The sequence below is a fragment of the Crossiella sp. CA-258035 genome (assembly GCF_030064675.1).
Lineage (GTDB): Bacteria > Actinomycetota > Actinomycetes > Mycobacteriales > Pseudonocardiaceae > Crossiella.
The window spans coordinates 694523-720073 of sequence record NZ_CP116413.1; the positions used below are offsets into that span (position 1 = coordinate 694523).

The 25551-nt window shown below is 71.1% G+C and carries 23 protein-coding genes, 1 tRNA gene and 1 pseudogene; 13 read left to right on the forward strand and 12 right to left on the reverse strand.

Annotation, left to right across the window (positions count from 1 at the left end):
* Position 1 precedes the first annotated feature (1 nt).
* Positions 2–502, forward strand: a complete 501-nt coding sequence (locus tag N8J89_RS03345; protein ID WP_247762970.1) for a MogA/MoaB family molybdenum cofactor biosynthesis protein — start codon at positions 2–4, stop codon at positions 500–502.
* 698 nt (positions 503–1200) lie between these two features.
* Here N8J89_RS03345 and mscL read toward each other — a convergent pair.
* From mscL to N8J89_RS03365, 4 genes are all read right to left on the reverse strand, one after another.
* A complete protein-coding gene (gene mscL / locus N8J89_RS03350; RefSeq protein ID WP_283662882.1) occupies positions 1201–1602 on the reverse strand; it encodes a large-conductance mechanosensitive channel protein MscL in 402 nt (133 codons plus the stop codon).
* Positions 1602–2234 (reverse strand): SAF domain-containing protein, encoded by a 633-nt coding sequence (locus N8J89_RS03355; RefSeq protein WP_283662883.1) that lies wholly within the window; start codon positions 2232–2234, stop codon positions 1602–1604. The genes mscL and N8J89_RS03355 overlap by 1 nt, the downstream gene beginning before the upstream one ends.
* Positions 2235–2321: 87 nt before the next feature.
* The gene (locus tag N8J89_RS03360) at positions 2322–2630 is read right to left on the reverse strand and encodes an FmdB family zinc ribbon protein (protein WP_283662884.1); all 309 of its coding nucleotides are present in this window, start codon (positions 2628–2630) and stop codon (positions 2322–2324) included.
* 99 nt (positions 2631–2729) lie between these two features.
* The gene (locus N8J89_RS03365) at positions 2730–3317 is read right to left on the reverse strand and encodes a 5-formyltetrahydrofolate cyclo-ligase (RefSeq protein WP_283662885.1); all 588 of its coding nucleotides are present in this window, start codon (positions 3315–3317) and stop codon (positions 2730–2732) included.
* Positions 3318–3399: 82 nt separating this feature from the next.
* Between N8J89_RS03365 and N8J89_RS03370 the strand changes: the two genes are divergently transcribed.
* From N8J89_RS03370 to N8J89_RS03410, 9 genes and pseudogenes are all read left to right on the forward strand, one after another.
* Positions 3400–4290, forward strand: coding sequence for a UTP--glucose-1-phosphate uridylyltransferase (locus tag N8J89_RS03370; RefSeq protein ID WP_283662886.1), 891 nt, complete (start codon positions 3400–3402; stop codon positions 4288–4290).
* A gap of 5 nt (positions 4291–4295) precedes the next feature.
* Positions 4296–5519, forward strand: coding sequence for a molybdotransferase-like divisome protein Glp (gene glp / locus N8J89_RS03375; protein WP_283662887.1), 1224 nt, complete (start codon positions 4296–4298; stop codon positions 5517–5519).
* A 6-nt stretch (positions 5520–5525) separates the two neighbouring features.
* Positions 5526–6212 (forward strand): GNAT family N-acetyltransferase, encoded by a 687-nt coding sequence (locus N8J89_RS03380; protein ID WP_283662888.1) that lies wholly within the window; start codon positions 5526–5528, stop codon positions 6210–6212.
* A gap of 128 nt (positions 6213–6340) precedes the next feature.
* Positions 6341–7099 (forward strand): divisome protein SepX/GlpR, encoded by a 759-nt coding sequence (gene sepX, locus N8J89_RS03385; RefSeq protein WP_283662889.1) that lies wholly within the window; start codon positions 6341–6343, stop codon positions 7097–7099.
* Positions 7100–7157: 58 nt separating this feature from the next.
* Positions 7158–7230 (forward strand) — tRNA-Ala (locus N8J89_RS03390).
* A gap of 544 nt (positions 7231–7774) precedes the next feature.
* Positions 7775–8734: pseudogene (locus N8J89_RS03395) on the forward strand (D-isomer specific 2-hydroxyacid dehydrogenase family protein); the annotation flags it as partial.
* A complete protein-coding gene (vanA, locus tag N8J89_RS03400; RefSeq protein WP_283662891.1) occupies positions 8731–9762 on the forward strand; it encodes a D-alanine--(R)-lactate ligase in 1032 nt (343 codons plus the stop codon). The pseudogene N8J89_RS03395 and the gene vanA, both read left to right, overlap by 4 nt.
* Positions 9759–10367 carry a D-Ala-D-Ala dipeptidase VanX gene (gene vanX / locus N8J89_RS03405; RefSeq protein ID WP_283662892.1) on the forward strand — a complete coding sequence of 203 codons (609 nt, stop codon included), beginning with the start codon at positions 9759–9761 and terminating at the stop codon, positions 10365–10367. Before vanA ends, vanX begins: the two co-directional genes overlap by 4 nt.
* A 23-nt stretch (positions 10368–10390) precedes the next feature.
* A complete protein-coding gene (locus N8J89_RS03410) occupies positions 10391–10858 on the forward strand; it encodes a GNAT family N-acetyltransferase (protein WP_283662893.1) in 468 nt (155 codons plus the stop codon).
* On the opposite strand, the gene N8J89_RS03415 is transcribed toward N8J89_RS03410, so the two are convergent.
* Together N8J89_RS03415 and N8J89_RS03420 are read right to left on the reverse strand one after the other, a co-directional pair.
* Positions 10830–11951: a sensor histidine kinase gene (locus N8J89_RS03415; protein WP_283662894.1), complete on the reverse strand. Its 1122-nt coding sequence runs from the start codon at positions 11949–11951 to the stop codon at positions 10830–10832. The two genes, N8J89_RS03410 and N8J89_RS03415, sit on opposite strands and share 29 nt — an antisense overlap.
* Positions 11944–12639: a response regulator transcription factor gene (locus N8J89_RS03420; RefSeq protein ID WP_283662895.1), complete on the reverse strand. Its 696-nt coding sequence runs from the start codon at positions 12637–12639 to the stop codon at positions 11944–11946. The genes N8J89_RS03415 and N8J89_RS03420 overlap by 8 nt, the downstream gene beginning before the upstream one ends.
* 86 nt (positions 12640–12725) lie before the next feature.
* Here N8J89_RS03420 and N8J89_RS03425 point away from each other — a divergent pair, with 86 nt between their 5' ends.
* From N8J89_RS03425 to N8J89_RS03435, 3 genes are all read left to right on the forward strand, one after another.
* Complete coding sequence (locus tag N8J89_RS03425) at positions 12726–13223, forward strand: M15 family metallopeptidase (protein WP_502868416.1); 498 nt, start codon at positions 12726–12728, stop codon at positions 13221–13223.
* A gap of 147 nt (positions 13224–13370) precedes the next feature.
* A complete protein-coding gene (locus N8J89_RS03430; protein ID WP_283662897.1) occupies positions 13371–15641 on the forward strand; it encodes an AbfB domain-containing protein in 2271 nt (756 codons plus the stop codon).
* Positions 15642–15725: 84 nt separating this feature from the next.
* Positions 15726–16595, forward strand: a complete 870-nt coding sequence (locus N8J89_RS03435; protein WP_283662898.1) for a hypothetical protein — start codon at positions 15726–15728, stop codon at positions 16593–16595.
* A 237-nt stretch (positions 16596–16832) separates the two neighbouring features.
* Here the strand turns inward: N8J89_RS03435 and N8J89_RS03440 are convergent, their stop codons facing one another.
* From N8J89_RS03440 to N8J89_RS03465, 6 genes are all read right to left on the reverse strand, one after another.
* Positions 16833–17546 carry a leucine-rich repeat domain-containing protein gene (locus N8J89_RS03440; protein WP_283662899.1) on the reverse strand — a complete coding sequence of 238 codons (714 nt, stop codon included), beginning with the start codon at positions 17544–17546 and terminating at the stop codon, positions 16833–16835.
* 278 nt (positions 17547–17824) lie between these two features.
* On the reverse strand, positions 17825–19306 hold the full coding sequence (locus tag N8J89_RS03445; protein ID WP_283662900.1) for a PucR family transcriptional regulator: 1482 nt from the start codon (positions 19304–19306) through the stop codon (positions 17825–17827).
* A 13-nt stretch (positions 19307–19319) separates the two neighbouring features.
* Positions 19320–20414: a DUF917 domain-containing protein gene (locus N8J89_RS03450; RefSeq protein ID WP_283662901.1), complete on the reverse strand. Its 1095-nt coding sequence runs from the start codon at positions 20412–20414 to the stop codon at positions 19320–19322.
* Positions 20411–21718 carry a hypothetical protein gene (locus tag N8J89_RS03455; protein ID WP_283662902.1) on the reverse strand — a complete coding sequence of 436 codons (1308 nt, stop codon included), beginning with the start codon at positions 21716–21718 and terminating at the stop codon, positions 20411–20413. Before N8J89_RS03455 ends, N8J89_RS03450 begins: the two co-directional genes overlap by 4 nt.
* A complete protein-coding gene (locus N8J89_RS03460) occupies positions 21715–23439 on the reverse strand; it encodes a hydantoinase B/oxoprolinase family protein (RefSeq protein ID WP_283662903.1) in 1725 nt (574 codons plus the stop codon). The genes N8J89_RS03455 and N8J89_RS03460 overlap by 4 nt, the downstream gene beginning before the upstream one ends.
* Positions 23436–25478, reverse strand: coding sequence for a hydantoinase/oxoprolinase family protein (locus N8J89_RS03465; RefSeq protein ID WP_283662904.1), 2043 nt, complete (start codon positions 25476–25478; stop codon positions 23436–23438). The genes N8J89_RS03460 and N8J89_RS03465 overlap by 4 nt, the downstream gene beginning before the upstream one ends.
* Positions 25479–25551: the final 73 nt, after the last annotated feature.

A 25551-nucleotide genomic window follows, 5' to 3' on the forward strand; every position in this document is an offset into this window, starting at 1 on the left:
CATGGAACGCACCGCGCAGCGCCTGGGACGGGCATTGGTCGTGCTTGTGGACGACCGGGTGGCACAGGGGGAGCACGACGACACCACCGGTCCGCTGGTGGGCGAACTGCTCGAAGAGGCCGGTTTCATCGTCGACGGCACGGTGGCGGTGGCCGGTGAGGTCACCGACATCCGCAACGCGCTCAACACCGCGGTCATCGGCGGCGTCGACCTGGTGGTCACCGTCGGCGGCACCGGCGTCTCACCCCGCGACGTCACCCCGGACGCCACCCTCGGCCTGCTGGACCGGCCGATCCCGGGCATCGCCGAGGCCCTCCGCGCCTCCGGCCTGGCCGCGGGCGCCACCGACGCGGGCATCTCCCGCGGCGTGGTCGGCGTCTCCGGCAGCACCCTGGTGGTCAACCTGGCCGGCTCCCGCTCCGCCGTCCGCGACGGCATGGCCACCCTCACCCCGCTGGTCCAGTTCGTGATCGAGCAGATCAGCGGCCTGGAGGAGAGCTGACCACCCCGGAACCCGAGGCGGAACGCCCCCGCCCCGACGTGGCGGAAGTCTTCGGTGAGGTCCTCCCGGACACCACCTCGGACGAACGCGACCACCACCGCCCCAACCCCCGCGACGACGACTGGTTCCTGGAGAACCGCCCACCGCACCACGACCGCTGACCCGGGACACCGGTAAGCGGGGGAGCTCGGCCAGCCCACAGCTGTTGGGCTGGCCGTTCTGTTGTGCGGGGAGGGCGGGTGGAGCGGTGAGCGGGGCGGGCCGGTGATTGGGACGGGGCGGTGATTGGGCGGGCGGGGGCGGTGGCTCGGCGGGTCTTGGCGGCGGAACTGGGCTTGGCTGGTGCTCGATCGTGGCGGCCGCGAGACGGGATCGGGTTCCGGGCGCGGGTGGTCACTCACCGCACGGGTGGCCGGGCGGTGAGGCTGGTGGTTGGGCAGCCGGGCGGTGGGGATGGCCGGTGGCCCGGTGGCTGGGCAGCTGAGCAGGAGGGTGGCTGGCTGGCCGGGCGCGGGTCGGGATGGTGGTTGGCCGGGGCGGGACAGTGGCTGGGCAGTTGGTCGGTGGGGCGGTGGTTGGCTCGCCGGGTGCCGGGTGCCGGGTGCCGGGTGCCGGGTGCCGGGTGCCGGGTGGGCGGTTGGGTTGGGGGTTGCCGGTCCTGGCCGGGGCTGGGGTGGCCAGGACCGGGCAGGGGACGGTCAGGAGGTCTTGTTCTGGTTGCGGAGCAGGTCGCGGATCTCGGTGAGCAGTTCGACGTCGGTGGGTTCGGCGGGGCCTGCCTCCTGGCCGCGCTTGCGGCGTTCCTGGATCTTCTGCATGGGCAGGACCAGGAGGAAGTAGACGACCGCGGCCACGATGACGAAGTTGATCGCGGCGTTGATCACCGAGCCGAGGTCGATGAACGTGGCCTCCTTGCCGGAGATGATGTGGAAACCCAGGCCCTTGGCCGGGTCCGAGCCGCCGATGGAGTTCACCAGGGGCAGGATGAGGCTCTTGGTGACGGCGGTGACGATGGCGGTGAAGGCGGTGCCGATGACCACGGCCACGGCCAGCTCGACCACGTTGCCGCGCATCAGGAAGTCCTTGAAACCCTTGAGCATTAGCGCAGCGTAATCGCCACCGATCGGGTGAGTGACGAGGTGGCCACCTTGGCCGCGTCCTGCCTGGGTACCGCGATCAGGGCCATCCGGTGGCCGTCGGCGCCCTCGGCCTTGGGGCTGAGCACGGTCAGGACGGTGGCGGCCTCGGTGAGTAACTCGGGTGGGTCGGCGGAGAAGACGTCCACCTTGGCGCCGGGGGTGAGCAGCTCGGTGACGGCGGGGTCGGACAGGCGGACCGGGACCGCGGTGGCGTCCTTGCCCGCGGCCACGGCGGTCAGGTGCGGGCCGGTGAGGCTCAGGTCGGTGAGCGGTTCGCCGCGGCGGGCGGCGCGGGCCAGCAGGCGGCCCTGGGCCGCGGCTGGCTCGGTGAGGGCGCCGTCGGGGACGGCGTCGGCCGGGTGCTGGGACTGGCGGAGGTCAGCAGGGGTCAGCTGGGTGCCGGGGGACAGGTCCTTGGCGGCGAGCAGGACCGGTGTGGTGCGTGGGCCTGGACTGCCTGGGCGCAGCAGCAGGGCCAGGGCGAGCAAGGTGAGGCAGGCCGCGGCCAGCTTGCGCAGGGCCGGTGGCCTGGTCCACGGCAGGCGGGTCAGCAGGGTGCGGAGTCGGTCCCAGGGGGTTCGGTCGAGGGGCATGGCTCGACGTTAGGGCTCCTGGGAGCGGGGTGGGGGTGGCCGCCGGGGGAGCTGTGGACAACCCGGTGGCTGTGGATAACTCCGGGGTCAGCTGGCGGCGGAGCTTGTGGAGGTGGTGCTGGTGGAGGAAGATGCCGCGCTGCTCGACTCGGACTTGGCCGGGGAGCTGCTCGACTCCGACTTCGCCGGCGTGGCGGCCACTGTGGACGAGCCACCGCCGCTGCGACTGTCGGTGCGGTAGAAACCGCTGCCCTTGAACACGATGCCGACCGCGCCGAAGAGCTTGCGCAGCTTGCCGGTGCAGCTGGGGCACTCGGTGAGGGATGCGTCGGTGAAGGCCTGCACCGCCTCGAAGCGGTGCCCGCACTCGGTGCATGCGTACTGGTAGGTCGGCACGACAGTCCCTCCGCGAACAACTCCGGCTGGCACTCAGGTTGTGAGAGTGCCAACAAACATGATGCGCCAGCCGAGGGGGCGAGCGCAAACAGGCGTCGCTCACACCCGTTCGGGTAATACCACCAGTCCGCCACCCGGAGTCAGCGCGCCGGTCATCCGCACGTCGTGTGGCTCGGCGGGCAGCGCGGCCACCAGCTCCTCGTCCCGCACCACCGCCACCACCGGCACCCCGGCCCTGACCAGCGGCAACGACCGGTCGTAGTGCCCGGCGCCCCGGCCGAGCCTGGTCCCGGCCCGGTCCACCGCGAGCGCGGGCACCAGCAGTCCGGCCACCTCGGTCAGCGCGGCCTCGCCCAGCCGGGGCCCGTTCGGCTCCAGCAGTCCGAAGCGGGCGGGGGACAGCGAGTCCGGCCCGGTGTACTCGGCCCAGTCCAGCGGCGCGGCCCCGGTGACCACCGGCAGCAGCACCCGGACTCCGCTCGCGCGCAGCGCGTCGACCATGGCGGGCGAACCCGGTTCGGCGCCGACCGGGACGTAGGCGGCGACCGGCCCGTCCAGCGCCGCCGCCCAGGCCACCGCGGCCGTGGTCAGCGCCGCCGCCTCGGCCGCCCTGACCGGGCCTGGCACCGCCCGCCGGGCCGCCACCAGCCGGGCGCGCCAGTCGTTCTTCGAGGTCACCGTGCTCACAGCCGCTGACAATAGCGCCGGGCCAACCCGTATTCGAGGCGTCACGAAACGTGGTTTCCGGTCCCCGTTAGGCTCGCTTCCCATGAGCTCGTCGAGCGCCTTCCGTACCGCCATCGTGCCTGCCGCGGGGCTGGGCACCCGATTCCTGCCGACCACCAAGACGGTTCCCAAGGAACTGCTGCCGGTGGTGGACACCCCCGGCATCGAAATGGTGGCCGCCGAGGCCGCCGAGGCCGGCGCCACCCGGCTGGTGATCGTCACCTCGCCCGGCAAGGACGCCGTGGTCAAGCACTTCGAGTCCCAGCCGGAACTGGAGGCCACCCTGGCCGCCAGGGGCAAGGACGCCCTGCTCGCCAAGGTCCGCAGGGCCCACGAACTGATCAAGGTCGAGACCGCGATCCAGGAGGAGGCCAAGGGCCTCGGGCACGCGGTCGGCTGCGCCGAGGGCAACCTGGACGGCTCCGACGACGCGGTCGCCGTGCTGCTGCCGGACGATCTGGTGCTGCCCACCGGCGTGCTGAAGGCCATGGCCGAGGTGCGCGCCCGCCACGGCGGCAGCGTGCTGTGCGCCTTCGACATCCCGCGCGCGGAGATCTCCGCCTACGGCGTCTTCGACGTGGCCGACACCGACGAGGACGACGTCAAGCAGGTCCGCGGCATGGTCGAGAAGCCGAAGGCCGAGGACGCTCCGTCCACCTTCGCCGCGGCCGGTCGCTACCTCCTCGATCGGGCGATCTTCGACGCGCTGAAGCGGATCACCCCTGGCGCCGGCGGCGAGCTGCAGCTCACCGACGCGATCGCGCTGCTCATCGCCGAGGGCCACCCGGTGCACGTCGTGGTGCACCGCGGCGGCAGGCACGACCTGGGCAACCCCGGCGGCTTCCTGCGGGCCGCCGTCGATTTCGCTCTCAAAGATCCGGAGTACGGCCCCGGCCTGTTGCAGTGGCTTCAGGGTCGGGTTGCCGCATCCTAAATGTCATGAGGTCAGTAGACGAGCAGCTCGCCCGCGTCCTCGCCGCCGCGGTGCAACCGTCACCGGTGCGGGTGGCCATCTCCGAGGCGCAGGGTCTGCTCTGCGCCGAGGAGGTCGTCGCCGAGCGGGCGCTGCCCGGCTTTGACCAGGCCGCCGTGGACGGCTACGCGGTACGCAGCGTGGACGTCCAGGGCGCGGCCACCGAACCGGTGGTGCTGCCGGTGGTCGGCGAGATCGCGGCCGGCTCCCGGCAGCCCAGCAGGCTCCAGCCCGGTCAGGCGGTGCGGGTGGCCACCGGCGCCCCGCTGCCCACCCTCGCCGACGCGGTGGTGCCGCTGGGCTACACCGACGGCCACCTCGCGCGGGTGTCCGTGCAGCAGCCGGTGCCCTCGGCCGCCTACGTGCGGCGCACCGGCGAGGACGTGCAGACCGGCGACGTCGCGGTCCGGCGCGGGGCGGCCATCGGCGCCGCCCAGGTCGGGCTGCTGGCCGCGGTCGGCAAGGACAAGGTGCTGGTGCACCCCCGGCCGAGGGTGTCGATCGTGTCCATCGGCGACGAGCTGGTCGACGTGGACCGCTCGCCGGGCCCCGGCCAGGTCTACGACGTCAACTCCTACGCGCTGGCCGCGGCGGCCAGGGACGCGGGCGCGGAGGTCAGCCGGGTCGGCATCGTCTCCAGCGACCTGCGCAGGCTGCGCGAGGTGATCGAGGGCAGGCTGCTGCTCTCCGAGATCGTGGTGGTCGCGGGCGCGGTCGGCGGCTCGGCGGGCACCGAGATCTGCGCGACCCTGGCCGACCTCGGCGACCTGGACACCTCCCGGGTGGCCATGCACCCCGGCTCGGTGCAGGGCTTCGGGCGGCTCGGCCCGGACGCGGTGCCCACCTTCCTGCTGCCCGGCAACCCGATCAGCGCGCTGGTCGTCTTCGAGGTGCTGGTCCGGCCGCTGATCAGGGCTTCGCTGGGCAAGAACAACCCGCACCGGCGCACCGTCACCGCCCGGCTGGTCTCGCCGGTCAGCTCCACCAAGGGCCGCCGCGGCTACCTGCGCGGCACCCTGCTGCGGGACACCGAGACCGACGACTACCTGGTGCAGCCGCTGGGCACCGCGGGCGCGCACCTGCTGTCCTCCCTGGCCGAGGCGAACTGCCTGATCGTCATCGACGAGGACACCGCGGAGGTGCCGATCGGCGAGCCGGTCCGGGTGAGCTTCCTCGCGCAGCGCGGGTAGCCGGCGATGTCCCAGCCAGAGCCGGCCGAGCACGGCAGGCATCCCGGCTGGCCGGCGCGGCTGGGCCCGATCGTGACCCCGGCCGGGCACGTGGCGCTGCGCCCGCCCCGGCTGCGGGACGCGGGCGTGTGGAGTGCCATCCGGCTGCGCGACCGCCCGCACCTGGAGGACTGGGAACCCAGCGCCTTCGGCGACTGGTCCGACCGCAACGCCGCCTTCGCCTGGCCTGCCCAGTGGTACGCGCTGCGCACGCTCGGGCGGCGGGGCCAGGCGCTGCCGTTCGTGATCACGGTGAACGACCGGTTCGCCGGGCAGATCACCATCGGCAACGTGGTCCGCGGCGCGCTCCGCTCGGCCTGGCTCGGCTACTGGGTGAGCAGCTCGCTGACCAGGGGCGGGATCGCCACCGCGGCCGCCGCGCTGGTCGTGGACCACGCCTTCGGCCCGGCCGGGCTGCACCGGATCGAGGCCACCGTGCGGCCGGAGAACACCGCCAGCCTGCGGGTACTGGCCAAGCTCGGCTTCCGACAGGAGGGCGTGTACCGCCGCTACCTGGACGTGGCCGGATCCTGGCGGGACCACCTCTGCCTGGCACTGACCACCGAGGACACGCCCGGCGGGCTGGTCAACCACCTTGTGCACGAAGGACTGGCCTGGCCGCCCGGCGCACGCCTGTCCGGCGGCGGTCGTTAACCCCAACGGGGGACAGACACAGCTTGACTAAAGCCACTAAGTCGGCGTGCCTCCGACACGGATGTGACTGCTGTGACTAGCGTGGCAGGAGGTAATGGCCGCTCGGACCGCGGGGGAGGTGGCGCGGGATGCCAAGTTCACTGATTTTCGCGGCGCTCGCAGCCGCTTGGCTGATCGTCCTGGTGCCCATGGTCGCCCGTCGCAGGGGCCCGGTGGCCCGCACCGCCGACTCGGCGCTTGCCGCCAGGGTCGTGCGCCGCGGCGGTTCGACGGGCACGGTGGAAGAGGTGCTCGCCATGCCAGAACCCGAGGACGGCCACCACGACGATCCCGTCGAGGCAGCGCCGGAACGCCCACACCGGGCCAAGTTCACCCCACTCGACGGCGAAGAAGCCGCGCCACGCCGCTACCGCCCAGGTAGAGGCGGTTTCGACCCGGAACAGGCGGCCCTGGTCGCCGAGGCCAAGTACGCCTTCCGGCAGCGCGTGGTGCTCGCCATGCTGGTGCTCGCGCTGGGCACCGGCCTCGCCGCCGGGTTCGTCTGGCCGATGCTGTGGTGGGGCCACGGCGCCATCGACCTGTTCCTTGTGGGCTATCTCACGTACCTGCGCAGGCAGGTCCGGATCGAGGCCGAGGTGCGCGAACGCCGCCTCGCCCGGCTCGGCGGCAGGCGCGCGGTGGCCGAGGACGAGGACCACGACCAGGACGCCGAGACCGAGTCCGAGTACCCCGCGCCCAAGCCCACGGCCGGCGTGAAGCCCACGCCCAAGACCAGCTGCACCTCCCGGCCCGGCACGGTCATGGTGGAGATCGACGACGAGGACCCCTCCTTCGACGAGCTCGACCCGCCCGGTCCGGTGTCCTACCGACGCGCCGCGGGCGAGTAGACCCCCCCGCTGCACAGCCCCCTCCAGATCGACTGCTATGCTCTGCGAGCACGGATGAGGGGCTGTAGCGCAGTTGGTAGCGCGTCTCGTTCGCATCGAGAAGGTCAGGGGTTCGATTCCCCTCAGCTCCACCGCAGCGCGGAGGCCGTCCACAGTAGGTTGTGGACGGCCTCTTCTGCGTCTGTGCCGCAGTGCATGAGCCGCCGAGGCAGCAGTGCGGTGTGAAAATGTCACGGCTCACTCAGTGAAGCGTGCACTTCCTTGCGAACAGGCCATTGCTTAGATTTTGTGCATGGCCGCAAATAAAAAGGGTCCGGCGCGTCGACGGCTGGTGGCTCTTTCGTTGATTGCTGGATTTGTTGTGGTGAACGGTGTCTTGTCGGCCAATGCTGCTTCGGCGATCACTATCAATCCGTTCCCGCCTCCGAAGCTTCCGCCGCCGGCGTGTGTGGCGAAGGATCAGGCGGAGGGAAACTATGAGTTCGTTCGGGGCTGCGTGCGCCGACCGATGTGCTACCGGTCGGTAACATATCGTTGGCGTATCGAAAACCTCATACGGGCTGGCAACACCGCCCGGCCTTGACTGTGGGCATGTCCTACCGCGAACCGGCGCGAACAGCGGACCGCCGCACCCGATCGCTGGCGGCCGGGTCCTTCTCCGCCGTCCCTGGCGCGGGCATCACGATCTACGGGTGCGGGCCGGATGAGGCCGCGCTGTTCCGGGAGCTGGCGCCTCGCTTCGGGGTGCGGCCGGTCATCACCGAGGACCCGGTGTCCGAAGCCACCATTGCGGCGGCTTATGGGAACCGGTGCATCAGCGTGGGTCATAAGACGCGGATCACCGACGACACCCTGCTCGCGCTCAGTCAGGCCGGGGTGGAGTACATCTCCACCAGGAGCATCGGGTACAACCACATCAACGTGAAGTACGCGGAGACCATTGGCATCTCCGTGGAGAACGTGTCCTACTCGCCGGACAGCGTGGCCGACTACACGGTGATGTTGATGCTGATGGCGGTGCGGCAGGCCAAGTCCATCATCAGGCGGGCCGATGTTCATGACTACCGGCTGAACGATGTGCGCGGGAAAGAGTTGCGCGACCTGACGGTGGGGATTGTCGGCACCGGGCGTATCGGCGCTGCGGTGATGGACCGGCTGCGGGGTTTTGGCTGCCGCATGCTGGCCTGTGACAGTCGGCCCAATGTCGATGCCGATTACGTTCCTCTTGATGAGTTGTTGCGGCGAAGTGACCTGGTGACGCTGCACACGCCGCTCACCGCCGAGACCCATCACCTCCTCAATCGTCGGCGTATCGGGGCGATGAAGCGCGGTGCTTATGTCGTCAACACCGGGCGCGGTTCGCTTCTGGACACCGAGGCCCTTGTTGCCGCGTTGGAAAGCGGTCAGTTGGGCGGTGCGGCGCTGGATGTCCTTGAGGGGGAGGACGGAATATTCTACGCAGATCACCGGGGCAAGCCCGTGGGAAGCGATCTGTTGGTGCGGTTGCAGGAAATGTCGAATGTGATCGTCAGTCCGCACACCGCCTACTACACGGATCACGCGCTGGGCGACACCGTTGAGAACTCTATTGTCAACTGTCTGAACTTCGAGAGCAGAAAGCGGCACTGGATATGAAGATCGGAATTATCTTCGGGGGAAGTTCCGAAGAACATCCCGTTTCCGTTAAGTCTGCGCAAGAGGTGGCCAAGCACCTCGACACCGACAAGTACGAGCCGTTCTGGATCGGCATCACGCAGAGCGGGGACTGGCAGCTCTGCGATGGGCCTGACGAGGGCTGGGACAACGCCGATGGCCGTCCGGTCATGTTGTCGCCGGACCGCAGCGTGCACGGGCTGGTCGTCCTGGAGGAGGGGCGGTTCGACTCGATCAGGCTGGACCTCGTGCTGCCGGTGCTGCACGGCAAGCTCGGCGAGGACGGTGCGATGCAGGGGCTGCTGGAGCTCTCCGGCATCCCCTACGTCGGCTGCGACGTCCAAGCCTCCGCGCTGTGCATGGACAAGTCCCTCGCCTACCTCGTCGCCAGGAACGCGGGCATCCCGACGCCGTTCTTCCGGATTCTCGGGGCGGACGAAAGCATTGATCCGGACCGGGTCAGCTATCCCGTCTTCGTCAAGCCGGCGCGGTCGGGGTCGTCTTTTGGTGTCAGCAAGGTGTCCAGCAAGGAAGAAATGCTGAGTGCGGTGGAGACCGCGCGGGAGTACGACTCGAAGGTGCTGATCGAAGAGGCTGTTGTCGGCAGCGAGGTCGGCTGCGCCATCCTGGGGAACGAGCTGGACCTGATCGTTGGCGAGGTTGACCAGATCTCGCTGAGCCATGGCTTTTTCAAGATCCATCAGGAGGTGGACCCGGAAAGCGGGTCCGAGAACTCGACGATCACCGTGCCTGCCGATCTTCCGGCGGAGACCCGGTTGCTCGTCCAGGAGACGGCGAAGGACATCTACCGCGCCCTGGGCTGCCGGGGGTTGTCGCGGGTGGACATGTTCCTGAAGCCGGACGGGACGGTGGTCCTCAACGAGGTCAACACTTTCCCTGGGCTGACCTCCTACAGCCGTTATCCGAGGATGATGGCGGCCGCCGGACTGTCGTTCGGCGACATGCTCGACCGGATGGTGTCGGTGACCTTGACCGGGAAGGTGCAGTGAAAGACGGCTTCGTGTTCGTGGACGAGTTGGTGCCCGGAATTCGCTGGGACGCCAAGTATGCCACCTGGGACAACTTCACCGGCAAACCCGTCGACGGCTACACGGCGAATCGCATTGTCGGCACCAGGGCTCTGTGCGTGGCCCTGGAGAGCGCACAGGAGAAGGCCGCCTCCCATGGCTTCGGCTTGCTCCTGTGGGACGGCTACCGCCCGCAGCGGGCCGTGAACTGTTTCTGGCGCTGGTCGCAGCAGCCGGAGGATGGCCGGACGAAGCTGCGGCACTATCCGAACATCGACCGGACCGAGATGTTCAAAAAGGGATACGTGGCCGAGAAGTCGGGTCACAGCCGGGGAAGCACGGTCGACCTGACGCTCTACCACCTGGACACCGGTGAACTCGCCGCCATGGGTGGTGGGCATGACCTGATGGATCCGATCTCGCACCATGGCGCACCGGGAGTCACCCCGGCCGAAGCGAGGAACCGGCAATGCCTCCGTTCCATCATGGAGGCTTGCGGGTTCAGCTCCTACGAATGCGAGTGGTGGCACTACTCGCTGGAGGACGAGCCTCATCCGGACACCTATTTCGATTTTCCCATCGTCTAGTCGAGTCGCGCACAGGGGAAGACATGCGGATACGGCCGGTCCACAGCACCGACGCCGCGGCCGTCAACGAGCTGCTCCACCAGCTGGGCTACCCGCAAGATGACGCCGCCGGGACCGCGGACCGGATCAAGAGCTGGGGTGCGGACCCGGCGGGCGCGGCCTATGTGGCGGAGGTGGACGGCGACCTGCTCGGCCTGGTCGCGGTGCACACCTGCCCGTTCTTCGAGCGCCCCGGTTCCTGGGGCCGGATCGTGGCGCTGGTCGTCTCCGATCGGGCCCGCCGCCGACGCGTGGGCAGTCGGCTGGTCGCGGCGGCGGAGCTGTTCGCGGCCAGCCGGGGCTGCGTGCGGATGGAGGTCACCAGCGCGGACCGCCGGCTGGCCGCGCACGAGTTCTACCGGCGCCGCGGCTACCTGAGCCAGACCGGGAGGTCGTCGCGGTTCCTGCGCGATCTCCCGGACGTCAGGCCTGGGCGGCCAGCTGCACCGTGACGCGGAGCCCACCCTCGGGGCGGGGGGTGAGGGTGAGGGTTCCGTCGTGCGCCTGGGTGATGCTCTTGACGATCGCCAGGCCGAGGCCGAGGCCGACTCCGGCGTGGTCGGCGCGGATGCGCTGGGTGCCGCGCTGGAACGGCTCGACCAGCGTGGACACCAGCTGGGCGGCCAGCTTCGGGCCGGTGTTCTCCACGGTGAGCACCACGGTCTTGGCGCCGGCACTGGTGCTGACCCACACGGTGCCCTGCTCGGGCAGGTTGTGCACGATCGCGTTGTGCACCAGGTTCGTGGTCAGCTGCAGCAGCAGCGCGTGTGAGCCGTTGGTGGGAGCGATGTCGCCGGAGGTCTCGATGGTGAGGCCGCGTTTCTCCGCGAGCGGGAGCAGCGTTTCGGTGGCTTCCTCCGCGACCAGGGACAGGTCGACGGCCTCCTTGGTGAAGGACCGCCGGTCGGCGCGGCTGAGCATGAGCAGCGCTTCGGTGAGGTCGATCGCCCTGGTGTTGACGAAGTGCAGGCGCTCGACCAGCTCTCTGGTGTCCGGGCTCGGATCGTTGCGGGCCACGTCGAGCAGGGTCTGCGTGATCGCCAGCGGGGTGCGCAGCTCGTGGGAGGCGTTGGCGGCGAACCGCTGCTGTTCGGCGACCTGGGCTTCCAGCCGGGCCAGCATGGTGTCGAAGGCGTCGGCGAGCTCGCGGAACTCGTCGTTGCGGCCCTCCAGCTGGATCCGGTGGGAGAGCGATCCGGTCGAGGCCAGGCGGGTGGCATTGGTGATCCGGGTCAGCGGGGCGAGCATGTGGCCGGCCAGGAACCAGCCGCCGAGCAGGCCGAACACCAGCAGGAACGCCATCGCTGCCTCCGCCTTCGGGGCGAAGGCGCGCTGGAGGGCGGCGCGGTCGGGGATGTGCGGCCCCATCCCGCCCGGCCCCGGGCCCGGTCCCCTGGGGATCTCGGGCAGCCGGATCACCTCGGGCACGTAACGCAGCAGGAACACCCACACGGCCGCGAGCAGCAGGGAGCCCGCGAACATGAGGAACCCGGCGTAGCTGAGGGTGAGTTTGAGGCGGACGCTCAACCCAGGCGTTCTATCCACGGTCTGCTCCCGTGCGTTCGGTGTCTGGGTGAGTGTCGATGCGGTAGCCGACTCCGGGCACGGTGGCGATGATCCAGGGTTCGCCGAGCCGCTTGCGCAGGGCCGAGACGGTGATGCGCACGGCGTTGGTGAACGGGTCGGCGTTCTCGTCCCAGGCCCGCTCCAGCAGTTCCTCGGCGCTGACCACCCCGCCCTCGGCCGCGACCAGGACCTCGAGCACGGCGAACTGCTTCCTGGTCAGCCCGACGTACCGGCCGTCCCGGTAGACCTCGCGGCGGAACGGGTCCAGCCGCAGTCCGGCGATCTCCCGCACGGGTGGCCGGAAGCGCGCCCGCCTGCGGTCGAGGGCGCGCAGGCGGAGCACGAGCTCGCGCAGCTCGAACGGCTTGGTGAGGTAGTCGTCGGCGCCGAGCTCGAACCCGGATGCCTTGTCGTCGATCCGGTCGGCGGCGGTGAGCATCAGGATCGGCATGCCGCTGCCGGAGGCGATGATGCGTTCGGCGATCTCGTCACCGGAAGGCCCCGGAATGTCGCGGTCCAGGACGGCGATGTCATAAGTGTTGAGGCGCAACAGTTCCAGCGCGGTGTCGCCGTCACCGGCGATGTCGCCCGCGATCGCCTCGTGGCGCAGCCCGTCGCGGATGGCTTCTGCCATGAAGGGTTCGTCCTCGACGATCAACACGCGCATGCTCCGAAGCTACGAGCCCGCGCATATCGCCGGCATATCAAAAACCGCGTACGCGCTGGCAACGCGCCACGAAGTTGATTGGCGGTATGACCTACCGCGAACCAGTGCGAACAGTCCTGCCGCGCGTCCTCGGCAAGGCGCACGGCGCTGTCCCCGACCCGGTGTCGGTCTTTGCCGACGAGGCGCCTGCCGTGGCCAACCTCGATCCCGGGCTGCTCGGCGCCCTGCGCCGGGCCGCGACCGATGCCGCTGCCGACGGGATCACGATCTTCGTCAATGGTGGCTGGCGTTCTCCGGAGTACCAGGAGGAACTGCTGCGCAAGGCGGTCCTGAAGTACGGCTCGGCGGAGGAGGCCGCCCGGTGGGTGGCCACGCCCGAGACGTCCGCGCACGTGTCGGGGGACGCGGTGGACATCGGACCGCCCGCGGCCAGGGCGTGGCTGTCCGAGCACGGCGCCGGGTACGGGCTGTGCCAGATCTACCGCAACGAACCCTGGCACTTCGAGCTGCGCCCGGAAGCCGTCGATGGCGGCTGCCCGCCCATGTATGCCGACCCTTCGCACGATCCAAGGATGCGGCGGTGACCGGCGCGCGTGGCGTATCCCAGCCGGATCGGGTGTGTCCGGGGTCGGCCACCGTTTCGGGCCGGATCAGTCTGGTGGTTCTTGTGGGAGTTTGTTCGCGCATGTTCTTGTGAGAGCGCTCTTGTGGTCTCTGGGCTGGAGGCGCGGATGCGGCGTGCGGTGCTGGTGCTGGGTGTGGTCCTGACGACGCTGGTGGCCTTGCTGCCCGGTGCGGCCGGGGCACCGGGGAGTGCGGAGTGGCGGCCGGGGAAGCCGCCGATCAGCACCCCGTGGACCGGGCAGGTGGGGCCGGGCAACGCGTTGCCGGAGTACCCGCGGCCGCAGCTGACCCGGAGCGAGTGGTTGAACCTCAACGGGGTGTGGCAGTGGGCGCCCGCGCGCGAGGGGGAGGCGCCGCCGATCGGGCGTCGGCTGGACCGGGCGGTGCTGGTGCCGTTCGCGGTGGAGTCCGCGCTGTCCGGGGTGATGGAGCGGCACGAGCGGATGTGGTACCGGCGGGAGTTCCTGGTGCCGGAGGGGTGGCGGGGGCGGCGGGTGCAGCTGCACTTCGGCGCGGTGGACTGGCGGGCCGAGGTGTGGGTCAACGGGGTCAGGGCCGGTGCGCACACGGGCGGGTACACCGGGTTCTCCTTTGACATCACCGGGTTGTTGCGGGCGGGCGGCAACGAGGTGGTGGTGGGGGTGTTCGATCCCTCGGACGCGACCGGGATTCCGGTGGGCAAGCAGAGCCGGAACCCGGGCGGGGTGTACTACACGGCGGCCTCCGGGATCTGGCAGACGGTGTGGCTGGAGCCGGTGCCCGAAGCCTATGTGTCCGAAGTGGACATCACGCCGGATGTGGCCGCTGGGCGGGTTTCCGTGCTCGCGCGGGCTTCGGGGCGGGCGGCGTTCCGAGTGGAAGTCGTGGTGCGGGACGGGGATCGGGTGGTCGGGCGGGGCAGCGGGCGGCCGGGGGCGGTGATTTCCGTTGCGATGCCAGGGGCCCGGCTGTGGAGTCCGGATGATCCGTTCCTGTACGGGGTGGAGGTTCGGCTCAACGGCGGGCAGGACGTGGTGGGCAGCTACTTCGGCATGCGGTCGGTGGGGCTGGGGGTGGTGGACGGCGTGACGCGGCCGCTGTTGAACGGGCGGTTCGTGTACCAGATGGGCACGCTGGACCAGGGGTACTGGCCGGACGGGATCTACACCGCGCCGACCGACGAGGCGTTGCGGTTCGACATCCAGGCGCACAAGGACCTGGGGTTCAACACGATTCGCAAGCACATCAAGGTGGAGCCCGCGCGGTGGTACTACTGGGCGGACCGGCTGGGACTGCTGGTGTGGCAGGACATGCCGTCGATGCCGCTGCACCTGGGCAGTCCCACGGCGGCGGCGCGGAGCAACTTCGAGGTCGAGCTGCGGGAGGTGTACGAGCAGCTGCGGTCGGTCACCTCGATCGTGCAGTGGGTGGTGTTCAACGAGAGCTGGGGGGAGTACGACTCGGCGCGGCTGGCCGGGCTGGTGCGCGGGTGGGACCCGGGCAGGCTGGTGAACGGGAACTCGGGATCTCCTTGCTGTGGCGGGGATTTTGTGGACGACCACATCTACGTGGGGCCGGGGAGCCCGCGGCCGCCGGCGGACGGGAAGGCCGCGGTGCTGGGGGAGTACGGCAGCGTCGGGGTGATGGTTCCCGGGCACGAGTGGGGACCGGGGCGCGGGGTCAGCGCGGAGATGAAGGCGGACGGGGCCGCGTTGGAGGCGCGGTACCTGGGAATGCTCGCGCAGGTGCAGAAACTGGCCAGGGAGCGGGGAAACTCGGCGGCGATCTTCACCCAGCTGACCGATGTGGAGGTTGAGGTCAACGGGCTCTACACCTATGACCGGAAGGTGCTGAAGGTGGACCGGGAGCGGGTCCGGGCGGCGAATCTGGCTCTGTTGAGCGGGAAACCGGTGTTCGGTGCGGTGGACGTGCCGGTGGGGCCGGTGTCGTTGCAGGTGACCACGGAGGGTTTGCACGACCGGTACCTGCGGCACGCCGGGGGTGTGGCGCGGACGGATGTCGTTACCGGAGAAGGGGATCCGGGGCTCAAGGCGGACGCCACCTGGCGGGTGGTCGCGGGTCTGGCGGATCCGGCGTGCCGGTCGCTGGAGTCGGTGAACTTCCCCGGCGAGTTCCTGCGGCATCGCGGGGGTCGGGTCTACCGGGAAGGCGATGACGGGTCGGCGGGGTTCCGGGGCGCGGCGACCTGGTGCGCGCGGCCGGGGCTGGCCGGGGACGGGGTGTCGTTCGAGTCGTGGGACCGGCCGGGGCGGTTCCTGCGGCACTACGGGGCGCTGATCTGGTTGGCGGACAACAGCGGCGACGCCGTGCCCGGCAACAACGCCGGACTGTTCAACCGGGACAGCACCTGGCGACTGACGCCGCCCTGGGCTGGGTGAACTGCGCCGACCAGGTGCTTTTCGCCGGTTCCACCGCGCACTTCCGTCACACTGGCCCGAGGCCGGGTGCGGGAGGGGGCGGTCGTGTTTCCGAAGTTCATGGACTGGCTGGACGGCTTCCTCGTCGACGAAGGCGCGCGCGGCATCGTGCGGGCCGCGCTGGGGCTGATGTCCTTCGGCGCGGTGCTCGGGGTGCTCTTCGGCAACACCGCGGTGCGCGCCGGGGTCATGATCGCCACGATTCTGGTGGTGCTGGCGCTGATGGTGGCGCTGACCAGTGACCGGCGGCGGCTGGCCGGTGAGCTGGAGGAGCAGAAACACCTGGTCCGGGCCTACGGGGACGCGCTGTGGGAGCAGCACACCCGCAACTTCCGGGTGCTCAGCTGGGAGCAGACCGCCTACATCGAGGGCAACGGCGACACCCGCGAGTTCATCGTGATCCACGCGGTGATCGAGGGGCAGGACGCGCGGTTCCTCCGGCTGCGGTTCGGGCCGGGGTGGCCGCAGCCCAAGCGCTACCAGCGCAAGGTCTCGGTCAACGTGCGCAGCGTGGCGGTGGACGGGCGGGCCGGGACCCGGTTCAAGGTGACCAAGGACTGGATGCCGGACGGGCGGATCAGCGTGATGTCGCACTTCACCACGCCGGCCGCGGTGGGCACCGACGTCCGGCTGCGGATGGAGTGGTTCTGGCCGGGCAAGAGCGTTCCGCTGACCATCCGGCGCAGCCCGGACGACTTCACCTTCCGGTTCGGCAACCCGGTCGAGCGGGCGGTGTACCGGGTGATCCTGCCGCTGGGCGCGAAGGTCTACTGGGAGCCGATCGGGTTCCGCATCGGCGACGGGGTGGCCACCGTGGACGTGGACGAGCAGGGCGAGCGCACCCAGATCACCGTGGACGTGCAGCGGATGCCGGTGAGCCGCAGGGTCGGCGTGCAGCTGGAGCTGAAGAAGTAGCGAAGCCCGCTCCGGCTGGGCCAGGAGCGGGCTTCGCGAAGTCGTGGGGTGGCGTCTTACTCGTCGCCGTTCTCGCCACCGGTGTGGAGAACCACGGTGTTGCCTCCTGCGTCTGGGCCAGCTCCTGTGCGCGGGCCAAAGCGGCACTCTAGCCGGTGGCCGAGGGCAGGAAGTGGGCTGTGGACGGGTTCTTCCGGGAAACGACACCCAATCGTGTGGGTCGACCAGCGGGAACCCTCAGTCGGCCGCACCAGAGCGGTAGACCAGACAGCCCCGCGCCTCCAGTTCGGCGATCCAGGACGGCTCGGCCGCCAGCGGGTTCCAGCGGAGGTCGAGTTTTTCCAGGGCCGGGGGCGGTGGCAGTTCTGTGGGCAGGGTGCGGATGCCGTTGGCGCGCAGGTCGAGGTGGCGGAGGCGGGGCAGGGTCAGCAGGGTGGTGGGGAAAGCGCCGAGGTTGTTGTTGCGCAGCACCAGGGTGTGCAGGTCGGTGAGGCCGGGCAGTGGGGGGAGCTCGGTGAGGCGGTTGTTGTCGAGGTGGAGCTCGCGCAGGGCGCGGAGGTTGGTGAAGGACGCCGGCAGGGTGGCGGCCCGGTTGTTGTAGAGGCGGAGCTCGACCAGGTTGGCGAGGTTGCCCAGGGTGTCCGGGAACCGGGTGAGCTGCTGGTGCGTCAGGTTCAGGTAGCGGAGGTTGGTGAGGTCCCCCAGGGAGTCGGGGACCTCGGTCAGCTGGCCGTCGCTGGCGTAGAGGAACTGCAGGTTCGACAGGTTGCCGAGGGTGGCCGGCAGGGCGCGGAGCCGGTTGTGACCCAGGTCCAGGATGCGCAGGGCGGACTGCTCCCCGAGGGTGTCCGGGATGTGCTCCAGGGCGTTCTCGTGCAGGTAGAGCTCGGTGAGGTCCGGGGGCAGCGGGGGGACCGCGGTGAGCTCGCGGTGGCCCAGGTTGAGGATCACAGGTTCTTGATAATCGAAAAGTTCGACCCCGTGGGAGAGCGGGTAGTACTGGTTGGTAGGCTCCTCCGCGCGAAGTGGCGGAAGTCACCGGGGAAAACCGCGTAAGCGCCGAATACCCCGTGCGTCTCCACCGTTGTACACAGCAGAACAGCAAGGCAACCGTCGCCCGCCGAAGGGTTAGGGCCGGTCATGAGTGCCGCCTTCATAAGCCGCACAGGGTTCGACTCCCTCGGTTGCCACTCGAAACGCCCCTTGGCCTCCCGCCAGGGGGCGTTTCCTCATGTCGGGGTGTCCGCGCTGAGCAGGGCGTAGCAGGCCAGGTGCAGGGCCAGGCGCTGGTCCGGTGAGTCCAGGTCGATGCCCCGGGCGCGGATGCGTTCCAGGCGGCCCAGGACTGTGTTGCGGTGGACGCCGAGGCGGGTGGCCGCTTGACCGGTGGAGCCTGCGCAGTCGAGCAGCGCGGTGAGGGCGGAGAGCAGGACTTCGGCGTCGGGGGCGTTGATCAGTTCGGCCAGGGCGACCCTGGCGGCGGCGGCGATGTCGTCCACCGGGAGGCAGGCCAGGACGGCGCGGGGGCCCAGGTCACCGAACTGTTCCACCGGGTTGCCGCCGGGGCGGCTGGCCACGGCGGCGGCCAGGATGGCCTCGCTGACCGAGCGGGTCAGGCCGGGGAGGTCCTTGCCGGTCACGCCGATGCCGGCGACCAGGGGGATGGGCAGCGCGGCGGCGGCGAGGTGGGCGCGGACCCGGTCGGCGATCTCCTGTGGACCGCCGGGGACCGCGGTCCACCAGCTCAGCCAGCCGTCCTCGCGGGGGATCAGCGGCAGGTCGCCGAAGGACTCGCGCCAGGCCACCACGACGCCGGGGGTGGCCACCTCGGCGGGGCCGGGCACGCGTTCGGACGGCTTGAGGAAGACCGCGATGTGCTCTCCCGCCAAGCGCCAGCCGATGTCGGTGGCCTGGCGCTCGGCGGTGGGGTTCGGCGCGGTGAGCAGGGTGTGCAGCAGGAGTTTGTCCTTGGCTGCTTGGAAAACCGGGGTCAGCCAGCTGCGGCCGACGGTGGCCGCGAGCGGGGCGCGGGCCAGCCGCAGGATGGTGCGCACCGTCTCCACCCAGGACGGGGACCAGGCCGCGAGCTGGGCCACCAGGGTCGCCCACGGCCTGCCGTCCGGGCCGGGCACCGCGACCTCGACCCGGTGGCTGCCCTGGGAGCGGTCCGCGGCGGAGCGGCCCGCCAGCACGTGGCCGTCCTCGGTGACCAGCGCGGTGATCACGCCGGGCACCTCGGTGTTGATCACGCCGATGATGTCCCTCGCGGTGCTGCGCTCGCCGAAGAGCACCGCGCAGCGGGCGGTCAGCCTGGCCCTGGCGGCCTCGGTGTCGGAGATCGCGGCGGCCAGCTCCAGCGCGCTCTTGGCCGGGTCGGCCACCACGAACAGCGGCACCCGCAGGCGTTCGGCCAGCTGCGCGGTCGGCGTGGTCACGGTGATCTCGGCCGGGGCCACCACGCAGGCCGCGTTGCGCTCCCAGGCCAGCCGCAGCGCGGACTCCAGCGCCCAGGCGCCCAGCGCGGCCGCGCCGTGCAGCACCACCGCGGCGTGCGGCTCGCACTGGTGGATCTGGTCCAGCTCGCCGACCAGGGCCACCGCGGCCACCTGGCGGTCCAGGTCGTCGGCGGCGAAGACCTGGGACTGGGCCAGCGGGCCGAAGTGGACCAGCTCGGCCACGCTCAGCGGCTCGGGCACACGGGTTCGGCTCACGGGCGCACCATCCTCACGAAGGGCCTTCCTCACGCGGGTGCCGGACCGGGAACCCGAAGGCGCGCGGACCGGCGATGGCCAGCCCGGCCGGGGTGTGCCACATCGGCGACACCGGCAGCATCAGCACGTCCACGTGGTGGCCAAGGGTGACCGACTCCATGCCGACCACCTTCCGCTCGTGCCGGTCCAGCAGGCAGAGCACGTCGGGCACGGCCGCGGCCAGCGCGCCGTCGATCACCGCGAGCAGCAGCTCGCTGTTGCCCTCCAACCGGATCAGCCTGCTGGGGCTGCCGTACTCGGCGACCACGATGCTGGTCGGCACCGAGGGGTAGATCCGCGGTCCGACGGTGCGGGTGGCGTGCCCGAGCTCGATCACCCGGCCGCTGCCCAGCACCCGGGAACCCATGATCCGGGTCAGCCCGGCCAGCAGCGACTCGCGGTCCTGCGCGGAGGTGAGCATCCGGCCGACGGTCAGCGTGCGGCTGGTCGCCCCGCGCAGCGCGGCCGGGCGCAGCGCGGCCACCGTGGCCGGGTAGCTGGCGCACATCAGCCAGCCGCCCGCGGCCTTCATCGCCGCGCGCAGCAACAGTTCTGACCGGTGCATGCTGCTGTCCAGCACCAGCACGTCCCCGGCCAGGCCGACCCCGGCCAGCGGGCCGATCGGCAGCCCGGCCAGCGCGTAGGTGGTCTGGATCATCAGCGGCAGCACCCGGCCCATGCCGTCGCAGTCCACCAGCGGCAGGCCGAGCGCGGCGGCCGCGGCCACCGGGAAGACCGCGTTGGGACCGGCGGAGTTGAGCGAGACGATCGCGTCCACCTTGCGCCCCAGGCGTTCCTCCAGCGCGCGGACCGCCAGCACGCCCTCGTCGCCGTTGGGCGGCAGCTCGATCATCGGGGCGTACCCGCCGAGCGCGCCGATGGACACGCACAGCGCCTCCGGCGGCAGGTCGTCCAGTGCCACCAGGGGGACCGGACCGTTGCGGCGCACCACATCCTCGATCGCGGCGCGGTAGCCGTCCAGGGTGATCGAGCCCGCGGAGGAGGACAGCAGCTGGGCGCCTGCCATCAGCACCGGCACGTCCTCGGCGGTGAGCTGGGTGATGGTCATGGCCGCCGCTCCGGCTCGGGGCGGCTGCCCACGTAGACCCAGAGCCGGTAGACGTCCCGGCCGAGGAAGGCCAGCGGGGTGGCCACCGACCGGATCACCCGTTCCCGGCCCGGCCTGCCGCCGCTGGCCGCGACCAGGGACAGCGCCTGGCCTTCCAGCATGGTCTGCCTGCGTTGCAGGTCCTCGGCGGAGTCGGCGGTGACCACCAGGTCCAGCCAGGCGCTGGGCTCGCTGACCGCCGCGCCCACCGCGCACAGGTCGGCCGCGCCGCGCACCGGGGACAGCACCGGGCGCAGCTTGCGGTGCAGCCGCTCGGCCAGCTCCTCGCCGCCCTCGTCCAGCACGCCGAGTGCGCCCGCGCCCTCCTGCTCGCGAAGCTGCGCGGCGAAGGCGTCCGCGGTGGCCGCCGGGCGCACCGTGATCGCGGCCTGCGGGGCGACCAGCCGCACGCCGAGCGCGCCCAGCAGATCGCTTTCCACCCTCGGCCACCCGGCCCTGACCTCGCCGACGAGGATCTCCTTCGGCCCGGTCAGCACGACCGGCCCGTCCGGCCGCTCGGCCAGCAGCGCCGCCCCGCGCAGCGCGGCCGCGGCGGTGGCGGCCAGCCCGCGGGCGGGCACCGAGCGCAGCCGCCGCGCGGAGACCCGGCCGCCGTCGCCGGTGGCGAACCAGCAGCCGGGCGGGCCGTCCAGGGTGGCGGTGATCCGCTCGCAGCGGTCCACCAGGTCCTCGCAGAAGTCCAGCAGCGCCGCGTTGACCACGTTGGTCGCCTCGCGCTCCACCAGGCCCAGCCCGCCCACCTCGTGCGAGAGGCAGACCCGCAGGTCGGGGAACTCCTCGGCGACCCGGCCGGCGATGGCCTGCTCGTGCTCGGCGCTGCCGGAGGCGCCGGTGGCGGTGACGGTGAGCGTGCGGATGCCCTCGGCGTAGGCGGCGGCGACCTTGGCCAGCGCGTCCTCGAGGTCCAGCGGGGCCATCTCCGCGCCGAAGATGTCGTGCCCGCCGGTGACCGTGGCCGTCCAGGTGATCAGCGAGCGGATCAGCTCGAACGGGTGGCCGCACTGCCGGGGCGCGCGCGGCAGCACCCGGATCGCGCCCACCGGCTGCACGCCCGCGCCGCGCCGCAGCGCCCGCTCCAGCAGCGCGGAGACGTCCCAGGTGACCGAGTCGACGATGGACGGCGAGGAGGCGGCCAGCCGCTTCAGCAACCCGCTGAGCTGGCGTCCGCCCCGGCCCGCGACCGCTTCGGTGCCGGTGGCCAGCACCTGGCCCTCATGCGCGAGCGCACCGTGCGCACGGTTCACCCCGAGACGGACTCCGATGCGCATTCCTGATCAGTACACCCGGAATGGGTGCGTTGTCGAATAACGGTGCCGTACACCGCTTCTGCGTGCTCAGCGCTGAGATGACCGTCCAGCACATCGGCTCGAACCGCCTCCGGCGCGCGTTTTCCCGGGTCACCGAATCCGCCGCCGCCACCGGTGACACAACGGACCACATCGCCCGCACGTAAATGCAAACCGTTGCATTTCAACATTCGCTGTTCATCGGGCCGGCCCGGATTGATCGTCACCTCCGGCGGCGCCGCCGGACTGCCGCCGAACAGTCCCCAGGCCGGGGTGACCGAGCGCTCGAACCAGAGCGAGACCGTGCAGTCGGCGAGCACCTCGTACTCGCGCAGCACCCCGTTGCCGCCCCGCCACTGGCCCGCGCCGCCGGAGTCCGGCCGGATCTCGTAGCGGGTGATCCGCAGCGGGAACCGGCTCTCCAGCACCTCCACCGGCATGTCCCGCAGCGAGCCGTTCACGTTGTTGATCAGCGCGCTCTCCCCGTCGCTGCCCCGCCAGCCGCCCCAGCCGCCCACGGTGGCCTCCTGGCTGACGTACTCGCGGCCGGTGCGCGGGTCGACCCCGGCGTACATCACGATCATCGAGTCGCCGTGGCTGGCCGCGGCCACCCGGTCCGGCAGCGCGGGGGCCAGCGCCCGCGCGACCAGGTCGATGAGCAGGCCGAGGTGGGAGAAGTACCACTGGCAGGCCGCGGGGGCCTGCGCGCCGAAGACCGAGCCGGGCCGGACCTGCACGGTCAGCGGCCGGAACGAGCCGCCGTTGCCCGGCACGTCCGGGCTGACCAGCAGCTTGTAGCCGACCCGGCAGGCGGAGACGGTCTGCGCCGCGCCGCAGTTGACCGGGCCCACGGTCTGGTCGGCGGAGTCGCGCACGTCGAAGTCGATGGTCTCGCCGGAGACGGTGACGGTGAGCCGGACCGGGACCGGGGTGGCCAGGTCGATGCCGTCGTTGTCCAGGAAGCCCTCTGCCTGGTACACGCCGTCCGGGATGGCCCTGATGACCTCGCGCTCCAGCCGCTCGGTCTGCGCGAAGATCTCGTCCCTGGCCGCGCGCACGGTGTCCAGGCCGAAGCGTTCGACGATCTCGGCCAGGCGGCGCTGGCCCATCTCGATGGTCGCGGTCATCGCGCGCAGGTCACCGGAGGTCGGGTAGGGGAAGCGCACGTTGGTGGTGATGGTGTCCACCACGCCGTGCACCTCGGCACCGCCGTCGAGCAGCTTCTGCGGGCCCAGCCGCAGGCCCTCCTGGAAGATGTTCACCGAGTCCATCGAGCCGCCGGGGTCCTTGGAGCCGACGTCGATCCAGTGCGCGCGGGTGGCGGTGAACCCGGCCAGTTCCTCACCGACGAACACCGGGCCGAACAGGGTGACGTCGTTGAGGTGGGTGCCCGCCAGGTAGGAGTCGTTGAGGATCCACACGTCGCCGGGCCGCCAGACCTCCCGGCCGAAGCGCTCCTCGGTGGCCCTGGTGCAGATCTCCAAGTTCCCCAAGAAGATGGGCAACCCGGCGGACTGGCCGAGCACCTGGTGCTCGTCGTCGAGCAGCGCGACCACGCAGTCGCCGCACTCGTAGATCACCGGGGTGTAGGCGGAGCGGATGAGGGTGGCGTTCATGTCCTCCGCGGCCGCCGCCAGGGCGTTGCGGATGATCTCCACGGTCACCGGGTCCACGGTCATGACTGGTCCTCCCTGCGCACCACGAGCGAGCCGAGCGAGTCCACGGACAGGGTGAATCCCGGTGGCACCACGGTGGTCGCGGTGTCCTCCAGCACGATCGCCGGTCCGGCCAGCCGGTGCCCAGGGGCCAGTCCGGCACGGTGCAGGATCGGCGTCTGGTGCCAGCCGCCGTCGAAGAAGACCGGTCGATGTTGTTGCGGCGCAAGAGGTTCGGTGGCTTCGGCCAGCCGTTCCGGCGCCGCGCGGCCGAGATCGCCTTGCACGGTGGTGCGCAGCGCGACGAACTCGATCGGCGCGCCGGGGTTGGCGTGGCCGTAGCGGGCCTGGTGCACCTGGGCGAACCGGGCCGAGATGGTGTCCAGGAACTCCGGCGACGTCGGCTCCTCCGCGCTGAGCAGTGGCACGGTGAGGGTGTACTCCTGTGCCGCGTAACGGATGTCGGCCGCGTGCGAGCTGCGCCGGGCGGCCTCGGGCACCCGTTCGGTGGCCAGCCAGTCCAGTCCGGTCTCCGCCATCGCGGTCAGCCGGGCGGACATGGCCGCGCCGTCCAGGTCGGCGTCCAGCCGGAAGTGCGGTTCCACCAGGTCGCGGCGGATCTCGGTCTGCAGCATGCCCCAGGCGGAGAACGCGCCGGGGAAGCGCGGCACCACCACCTCGCCGATGCCCAGCTCCCGCGCCAGGAACACCGCGTGCATCGGCCCGGCCCCGCCGAAGGCGACCAGGGTGAACTCGCGCGGCTCGATGCCGCGGGAGACGGTGATGGTGCGGATCGCCCCGGCCATGGTCGCGTTGGCCACCGCGCACACGCCCTCGGCCATCTCCGGCGTGCCCAGGTCGAACTCCGCGCCCAGCTTGGCGATCGCGGCCTCGGCCAGTTCCGGTCGCAGGGTCAGCCCGGCGGCGAAGGCGCCCGGCTCGATCCGGCCGAGCACCAGGTTGGCGTCGGTGACAGTGGGCTCCACGCCGCCGTTGCCGTAACCGGCCGGTCCGGGAGCCGCGCCCGCCGAGTGCGGGCCGACCCGCAGGCCACCGGCCTCGGTCCAGGCCACCGAGCCGCCGCCCGCGCCGACGGTGTGGATGTCCACCGCGCTGAGCAGCATCGGCAGCCCATCCAGCTTGATCTCCGGGGTGATATCCGGTTCGCCATCGATGACCAGCGAGACGTCGAAGGAGGTGCCGCCCATGTCGATGTAGATCAGGTTGTCCCGGCCCAATGCCTTGGCCAGCGCGACCCCGCCCATGGTGCCGCCGACCGGGCCGGAGAGCAGGGTCTGCAACGGGCGCTCGCGGGCGGACCCGGCGGAGATGATGCCGCCGGAGGACTGCATCACGTGCAGCGGCGCGGGCACGCCCTGATCGGCCAGGTCGCGGGCGAGGCCGCCGAGGTAGTCGCGCACCACCGGGCCGATGTATGCCTCCACCACCGCGGAGGAGGTGCGCTCGTACTCCCGCCACTCGTTCGCGCACTGGTGGGATAGCGAGAGGGCGAAGTCCGCGCCCAGCTCCGCGCGCAGGATCTCCGCCGCGCGCAGCTCGTGTGCCGGGTTGGCGTAGCTGAACAGGAAGGACACCGCGATCGCGCCGAAGCCCTCCGCGCGTGCCCTGGCCGCGGCCGCGCGCACCGCGTCCTCGTCCAGCGGAGTCAGCTCCGCGCCGGCCTGGTCGATCCGGCCGGGCACGCCGACGATGTCCCGCCGGGGGACCAGGGGCTCGGGTTTGCGGTACTGGAGGTCGTACATGCGGAACCGGGGACCGCGCGCGATGTGGTAGACGTCGGCCGCGCCGGCACTCGCCAGCAACATCACCCGAATGCCGCGGCGCTGCAGGAGGGCGTTGAGTCCCTGGGTGGTGCCGTGCACCAGGAAGTCGATCCCGGACAGCGGATCGACCACCGCGCCCAGCGCGTCCAGCACCCCCGTGGCCAGGTCACCAGGGGTGGTCGGGCGCTTGCCGACCCGGTACCCCCCGGTCTGCTCGTCGTAGGCGACTACGTCGGTGAACGTGCCGCCGATGTCCATGGAGACCCGGAGACGACCCATGCCGGTGACCATAGTGAGAGCGCGTTCTCCGGGGCTGTGCACTTGGACCAGGCAGGGGCGGCCGGGCAGTGCA

Coding starts and splice junctions, on each gene's coding strand:
- N8J89_RS03345 (WP_247762970.1), top strand. CDS start 2: ATGGAACGCACCGCGCAGCGCCTGGGACGGGCATTGGTCGTGCTTGTG.
- mscL (WP_283662882.1), bottom strand. CDS start 1,602: ATGCTCAAGGGTTTCAAGGACTTCCTGATGCGCGGCAACGTGGTCGAG.
- N8J89_RS03355 (WP_283662883.1), bottom strand. CDS start 2,234: ATGCCCCTCGACCGAACCCCCTGGGACCGACTCCGCACCCTGCTGACC.
- N8J89_RS03370 (WP_283662886.1), top strand. CDS start 3,400: ATGAGCTCGTCGAGCGCCTTCCGTACCGCCATCGTGCCTGCCGCGGGG.
- glp (WP_283662887.1), top strand. CDS start 4,296: ATGAGGTCAGTAGACGAGCAGCTCGCCCGCGTCCTCGCCGCCGCGGTG.
- N8J89_RS03380 (WP_283662888.1), top strand. CDS start 5,526: ATGTCCCAGCCAGAGCCGGCCGAGCACGGCAGGCATCCCGGCTGGCCG.
- sepX (WP_283662889.1), top strand. CDS start 6,341: ATGCCAAGTTCACTGATTTTCGCGGCGCTCGCAGCCGCTTGGCTGATC.
- vanA (WP_283662891.1), top strand. CDS start 8,731: ATGAAGATCGGAATTATCTTCGGGGGAAGTTCCGAAGAACATCCCGTT.
- N8J89_RS03410 (WP_283662893.1), top strand. CDS start 10,391: ATGCGGATACGGCCGGTCCACAGCACCGACGCCGCGGCCGTCAACGAG.
- N8J89_RS03420 (WP_283662895.1), bottom strand. CDS start 12,639: ATGCGCGTGTTGATCGTCGAGGACGAACCCTTCATGGCAGAAGCCATC.
- N8J89_RS03425 (WP_502868416.1), top strand. CDS start 12,726: ATGACCTACCGCGAACCAGTGCGAACAGTCCTGCCGCGCGTCCTCGGC.
- N8J89_RS03430 (WP_283662897.1), top strand. CDS start 13,371: ATGCGGCGTGCGGTGCTGGTGCTGGGTGTGGTCCTGACGACGCTGGTG.
- N8J89_RS03450 (WP_283662901.1), bottom strand. CDS start 20,414: ATGACCATCACCCAGCTCACCGCCGAGGACGTGCCGGTGCTGATGGCA.
- N8J89_RS03460 (WP_283662903.1), bottom strand. CDS start 23,439: ATGACCGTGGACCCGGTGACCGTGGAGATCATCCGCAACGCCCTGGCG.
- N8J89_RS03465 (WP_283662904.1), bottom strand. CDS start 25,478: ATGGGTCGTCTCCGGGTCTCCATGGACATCGGCGGCACGTTCACCGAC.